The 6,101-nt window shown below is 59.4% G+C and carries 5 protein-coding genes; 1 reads left to right on the top strand and 4 read right to left on the bottom strand.

Going from position 1 to position 6,101, the window contains the following annotated elements; all coding sequences use genetic code 11:
- Nucleotides 1-39: 39 nt before the first annotated feature.
- The 3 genes from J7412_RS20280 to betB all read right to left on the bottom strand — a co-directional run bounded on the left by J7412_RS20280 (nt 40) and on the right by betB (nt 3,581).
- Nucleotides 40-279, bottom strand: coding sequence for a DUF465 domain-containing protein (locus tag J7412_RS20280; RefSeq protein ID WP_209081126.1), 240 nt, complete (start codon nt 277-279; stop codon nt 40-42).
- A 152-nt stretch (nt 280-431) separates the two neighbouring features.
- Nucleotides 432-2,087 (bottom strand): choline dehydrogenase, encoded by a 1,656-nt coding sequence (gene betA, locus J7412_RS20285; RefSeq protein WP_209081129.1) that lies wholly within the window; start codon nt 2,085-2,087, stop codon nt 432-434.
- 42 nt (nt 2,088-2,129) lie between these two features.
- On the bottom strand, nt 2,130-3,581 hold the full coding sequence (gene betB, locus J7412_RS20290; RefSeq protein ID WP_209081138.1) for a betaine-aldehyde dehydrogenase: 1,452 nt from the start codon (nt 3,579-3,581) through the stop codon (nt 2,130-2,132).
- Nucleotides 3,582-3,740: 159 nt separating this feature from the next.
- Here betB and betI point away from each other — a divergent pair, with 159 nt between their 5' ends.
- On the top strand, nt 3,741-4,325 hold the full coding sequence (gene betI / locus J7412_RS20295) for a transcriptional regulator BetI (protein WP_209063905.1): 585 nt from the start codon (nt 3,741-3,743) through the stop codon (nt 4,323-4,325).
- 128 nt (nt 4,326-4,453) lie between these two features.
- On the opposite strand, the gene betC is transcribed toward betI, so the two are convergent.
- Nucleotides 4,454-5,962: a choline-sulfatase gene (betC, locus tag J7412_RS20300; protein ID WP_209063908.1), complete on the bottom strand. Its 1,509-nt coding sequence runs from the start codon at nt 5,960-5,962 to the stop codon at nt 4,454-4,456.
- Nucleotides 5,963-6,101: the final 139 nt, after the last annotated feature.

The raw sequence follows: 6,101 nt of genomic DNA on the forward strand, positions 1-6,101 counted from the left end.
CCTCCGGCGGAGCGTAGCTTTTTATGCGATGGCCAAAACTCAGTTGGCTTTCAGATAGGCGTAAATCTCATCTTTCAGCGCACCGCGACGCTTGCGCAGATCCACTTCAGCCAGCTCTTCGCGCGGCGCCACGTTGGTTTCTGCAGTGTGCACCTTGCGGTTGATCTCATGATAGTCCGCCGCGAGCTTTGCAAAATGCTTGTCGCTCACTTTCAGCGCGCTCATTTTCTCTGCAAAATCAGGGAATTCTTCGGCCAGCTCATGTGGGGTGTTAGACATGCTGTTCGCTCCTTTTTCTTAGGTCCGACAGCACCATACCAACGAGAATCGGGGCCAACTTTGACCCCGATCAAATCCGCACGACAAATGCAGTTTTTAGCGCGCGTGCCATGTCACCTAAGGTAGAGCCGCGTGTACGGGCTTTCAGAGCCTCAGCGCTGCGCCACCTGCCACTCAGGGTGGAACCAAGGCGCCGCATTTGAGGACGCAAGCTGACGCCCCAGAATGTGATCCGAGGCTTTCTCCCCCGTCATGATTGACGGCCCGTTGAGGTTGCCGTTGGTGATGCGCGGGAAAATCGAGCTATCGGCCACGCGCAGCCCCTCAACCCCGATCACGCGGCACTCATTGTCCACCACCGCCATCGGATCATCCGCGCGGCCCATCTTGCAGGTGCCACAGGGGTGATAGGCGCTTTCCGCGTGCTCGCGAATGAAGCTGTCGATCTCATCATCGCTCTGCAAATCCGCACCCGGCTGGATCTCATGTTTCACAAACGGCTGCATCGCCTCTTGTGCAAAAATCTCCCGCGTCAGGCGGATACAGGCGCGGAAATCCTCCCAGTCCTGCTCCGTCGACATGTAATTGAAGAAGATATTGGGCGCTGCCTTCGGATCAGAGGAGGACAACGTGACTTCGCCGCGCGACGGCGAGCGCATCGGCCCCACATGCGCCTGAAATCCATGTCCTTCGGCCGCCGCCTGCCCGTCATAACGCACCGCAATCGGCAGGAAGTGATACTGGATATCCGGATAGGAAATCCCCGCGCGCGAGCGGATAAATCCGGCAGTCTCAAACTGGTTGGACGCCCCAAGGCCTTTCTTGGTGAACAGCCACTGCGCCCCAATGAGGCCTTTGCCAATCAGGTTCCAGTATTTGAACAAAGTGATCGGCTGTTTGCAGGCCATCTGCATATAGACCTCAAGGTGGTCCTGCAGGTTCTGGCCCACACCGGCACGGTCTGCGACCACCTCAATGCCATGCTCCGCCAGATGCGCCGCCGGACCGATCCCCGACAGCATCAACAGCTTTGGCGAGTTGAGCGAGCTGGCCGAGAGGATAACCTCGATATTGGCGCGGATCACCTGCACCTTGCCGCCACGCTCAATCTCCACGCCCACGGCGCGGCCATTTTCCATCACCACCTTGCGCGCCAGGCCGCGCACCAGATCACAGTTTTCCCGTTTCAGCGCAGGCTTGAGGTAAGCATTGGCCGCCGACCAGCGCTGCCCCTTGTAAACGGTCATATCCATCGGGCCAAAGCCCTCTTGCTGCTGACCGTTGTAATCATCGGTGACGGGATAGCCCGCCTGACGCCCCGCCTCGACAAAAGCCGCATGCAGCGGGTTGTTGCGCGGCCCGCGGCTGATGTGCAGCGGCCCATTGGCCCCGCGCCAGTCCGGATCGCCCCCCTGCCCGCTTTCATGCCAGCTTTCCATGCGCTTGAAGTAGGGCAGCACATCCGCATAAGACCAGCCATCCGCGCCACTCTCGGCCCAATGGTCATAGTCACCCGCATGCCCGCGCACATAGACCATGCCGTTGATCGAGCTTGACCCGCCAATCACCTTGCCGCGCGGGCACACCAATGTCCGCCCGCCCAGATGCGGCTCCGGCAGGGTTTTGTAGCCCCAGTCATACAGGCTCATGTTCATCGGATAGCTCAGCGCCGCTGGCATCTGGATCAGCGGCCCGGCGTCCGTGCCACCATGCTCAATCACCAGCACCGATTTCCCGGCCTCGCTCAGACGATACGCCATGGCGCAGCCCGCAGAGCCCGCTCCAACGATCACATAATCAGCCTGCATAGTCATTCTTCTCCGACAGAGGGGCGTCCGCGCGGGCCGCGTTTAGTAAGGCGCTTCCACGTCGCCCATGCGCACGTAGACCGATTTCACCTGGCTGTAGTGATTGATCGCTTCTTTGCTGTTCTCCCGCCCAACGCCGGAGTTTTTCACTCCGCCAAACGGCGCTTCCACAGGGGCGTCGTTGTAGGAGTTGATGAAACAGCTGCCCGCATCCAGCAGACCAATCACACGGTGTCCACGGGTCAGATCAGAGGTGAACACACCGGCAGACAGTCCAAACTCGGTCGCATTGGCGCGCGCAATCACCTCTTCCTCGTCGTCAAAATCCAGCACCGACATCACCGGGCCAAAGATCTCTTCGCGCGCGATGGTCATCTCATCAGTGACATCAGCAAAGACGGTGGGCTCAAGGTAGAAGCCCTCGCGATCCATCCGCTTGCCGCCGCACACCAGCCGTGCGCCTTCCTCTTGGCCTTTCCCCATATAACCAAGCACAATGTTCATCTGACGCTCAGACACCATCGGGCCAAAGCTGGTGGCCTCATCCAACGGATCGCCGATCACCGCCGTGCCCAGACGCTCTGCCAGACGGGCGAGGAATTTCTCTTTGATGCCCTTTTGCACAAACACCCGTGTGCCGTTGGAGCAGACCTGACCGGAACTGTAGAAGTTGCCCAGAATGGCCCCGCCCACAGCGTTTTCCACATCTGCATCATCAAAAATGATCAACGGAGACTTGCCGCCCAGCTCCATGGTCACGTGCTTCATATGGCTCGCGGCGGCGGCATAGACCTTCTTACCGGTGGGCACAGAGCCGGTCAGGCTCACCTTGTCCACGCGCGGATCATTCACCAGCGCGCCGCCCACTTCGCCCATGCCCTGAACGACATTGTAAACCCCCGCAGGCACACCGGCCTCATGCAGGATTTCCGCCACCTTCAAAGCACACATCGGGGTGGTTTCTGATGGCTTGAACACCATCGCATTGCCACAGGCCAAAGCAGGCGCGCCTTTCCAGCAGGCAATCTGTGTCGGATAGTTCCACGCGCCAATGCCCACACAAACGCCCAGCGGTTCGCGCACGGTATAGACCCAATCTTCGCCCAGCGGAATATGCTCACCGGTCAGGGTTGCGGCCATTCCACCAAAGTATTCCAGCGCATCGGCACCGCTGGTGGCATCCACCGCGATGGTCTCCTGATAAGGCTTGCCAGTATCATAGGTCTCCAGCACGGAAAGCTCGTGGTTGCGTTCCATGATCATCGCCGCAGCGCGGGTCATGATGCGGCCGCGCTCCCGACCGGTCATCGCCGCCCAGATCTTCTGCCCCGCCTTGGCGCTCTCCAACGCCTGATCAATGATCGCCGGCGTCGCCGCATGCACCTTGCCAATCACTTCACCGGTAGCCGGGTAAATGATATCGATCTGCGCCCCTGCGGTGTCCTCCACATAGGCCCCATTGATGAAATGACTGGCGGTTGGTTGCAGCTGCATGGCTGGCTCCTTTGGTGGCACACCCGCAGATCAGACAGGCACGCGGAATCTCAATTGGACGCGACCGTAGCACCGCTCGATCATTTTTTAAATGGTCATTTCATTTTTTTATTGAAACAACAACATTGCTCCCGCCCACCAGCACGTTAAAGTGGCACCATGGGCCGAACACGTATCCGCGACATCCGACATGAGGAACTCATCACCGCCACCATCACGGCGGTGCACAAACGCGGCTATGCTGTTGTCACCATGGCGGAAATCGCTGCCGAAGCCGGGGCTTCCGCCGCCTCGATCAACTATTATTTCGGCTCCAAGGAAAAGCTGATGGAGGCCACCATGCGCCGCCTGCTTTCCAAGCTGAAAGATGCCATGCTGGAGCGTTACGCCACCGCCAAAACTCCGCATGAGCGCCTGATGGCGGTGATTGACGCCAACTTTTCGGATCGACTTTTCACCATCGAGCAATGCTCAATCTGGATGCAGTTCTGGGCGAATGCGCCTTATGCGCCCTCTCTGCAACGGCTGCACCGCATCAACCGCGCCCGGGTGAATGCACATTTCCGCGCCGAGCTGCGCGCACTGGTGCCGGATTCTCGCCGCGAAACCATGCGCGAAGCACTCCAATGCTACATGGATGGGGTCTGGCTTGAGGCCGCGCAATCAGATGCGCCACTCAACCCGGCCCAAGCCCGTCAGGAAGCGCGTGAAGTCGCCGATCTGATGCTGCGCTCAAACGCCTGACCTGTCACCCGAAGGCGGCACTTTACCAGCGCTCTCTAGGCTGCTCCAATTCACCTTCGAGGCATCGAAAACCTGTAAGAAGCCAAAGACACATCCGCTTCTTACAGGTCAAAAATACCCAAAGCACCTCACTCTCCGCGCGGGAACCGCTGATTTTCTTCCACCACATTCAGGTCCATGTGATTGCGCATATAGCGCTCAGAGGCTTTTTGCAGCGGCTGATAATCCCACGGATAATAGCCGCCTTCCCGCAGCGCCTCATAAACCACCCAGCGCCGCGCCTGACTTTCCCGCACCGCCGCATCAAACGCCGCCAGATCCCAACGCGCCTCTGATTTGGCGCGCAATGTCTGCACCGTGCCCTGATGGGCCGCCACTTCGGCCAGATTTGTCAGCTCATGAGGATCGGCCTCCAGATCAAACAGCTGATCAGGGTCGAGCGCACAGCGGTTGTATTTCCACTTGCCATAGCGCAGCGACACCATCGGCGCATAAGAGGCCTCTGCCGCATATTCCATCGCCACCGGCGTATCCCGCGTGCCACCCTGCCCCAGATGCACCAGGCTTTCACCTGTGGTCCAGGGCATGACCTCCTCCATGCTCACCCCCGCCAGATCACATAGCGTGGGGCAAACGTCGATATTGCTTACTGGCGTTGTCACCAGCCCCGGCTGCATCTGCGGCGCCGCCACCATCATCGGCACCCGGCTTGAGCCTTCATAAAAGCTCATCTTGAACCACAGCCCGCGCGCCCCAAGCATATCGCCGTGGTCACTCACAAAGAGGATGATAGCCTCCTGACGGGTCGCCTCCAGCGCCTCCATCACCTCGCCAATCTTGTCGTCCAGATAGCTGATATTGGCAAAATAGGCCCGACGAGACCGGCGCACATCCTCTTCGGTGATGTCAAAGCTGCGCCAGTCATTGGCATCAAAGATCCGCTTGGAATGCGCATCCTGCTCTTCATAGGGGATCGGCCCCACCTCCGGCAGCAGATGCGCGCAATCCTCATAAAGGTCCCAATATTTCTTGCGCGCCACATAGGGATCATGCGGGTGGGTGAAGCTGACTGTCAGACACCAGGGCCGCTCATCATGCCCCCGCGCCAGATCATAGACCTTGCGTGTGGCGTGATAGGCCACCTCGTCGTCATACTCCATCTGGTTGGAAATCTCCGCCACCCCCGCACCGGTGACGCTGCCCATATTGTGATACCACCACTCAATCCGTTCGCCCGGCTTGCGGTAGTCCGGCGTCCAGCCAAAATCCGGCGGATAGATATCTGTGGTCAGGCGCTCTTCAAAGCCGTGCAGTTGGTCGGGGCCGACAAAATGCATCTTCCCAGACAGACAGGTCTGATACCCCGCCCGGCGCAGATGGTGCGCGTAAGTGGGGATAGAGGAGGCAAACTCCGCCGCATTGTCGTAAACCCGCGTGTCGCTGGGCAGTTGCCCGGTCATAAAGCTCGCCCGCCCCGGCGCGCACAGCGGGCTGGCGGTATAGGCGTTCTGAAACCGTGTGGAGCGCGCCGCCAGCTTTTTCAGGTTCGGCGCATGCAGCCACTCTGCAGGCCCATCGGGAAACAACGTCCCATTGAGCTGATCCACCATAAAAATCAGAATATTGGGGCGGGTCATTTGGGGTCCTCCTGTTGCCGGCTTTGCGCGACACTAGGCGCGCGCCCACCCATGGCGCAATCTCAAAGGCGACACCGCAATGTCGCGACCTGTGAGCGCTCACATCTTGGTCTGCCCCACCAATGGCGTGATCTGACGC

This window comes from Shimia sp. R9_3 (assembly GCF_017743755.1).
Taxonomy (GTDB): Bacteria; Pseudomonadota; Alphaproteobacteria; order Rhodobacterales; family Rhodobacteraceae; genus Shimia.